The sequence below is a fragment of the Corynebacterium sp. AOP36-E1-14 genome (assembly GCF_052377495.1).
Classification (GTDB): Bacteria; Actinomycetota; Actinomycetes; order Mycobacteriales; family Mycobacteriaceae; genus Corynebacterium.
On record NZ_JBQSWV010000093.1, the window covers coordinates 1 to 210 of the forward strand.

The following is a 210-nucleotide window of genomic DNA, read 5'->3' on the forward strand; positions in this document are numbered from 1 at the left end:
CCAGCGTGATAGCTCCCGGCGGTCTTGTCGCACCGGGTAGCAACACCACGCCACTGCTTGAGCCGGTTGAAGCAACGTTCCACCACATTGCGGCCCCTGTAGCGCTGGTACTGCTCAGCGCCGAAGTCGATGGGCCGACCGCGACGCTTACGCCGGTGAGCGATCTGATCGGCACGCTCCGGAATCGTCGTAGCGATTCCCCGACTGCGC

The 210-nt window shown here is 64.8% G+C and carries 1 pseudogene; it reads right to left on the reverse strand.

What is annotated here, in order from left to right:
• Positions 1-210: pseudogene (locus ACT3TD_RS14885) on the reverse strand (IS5 family transposase); the annotation flags it as partial.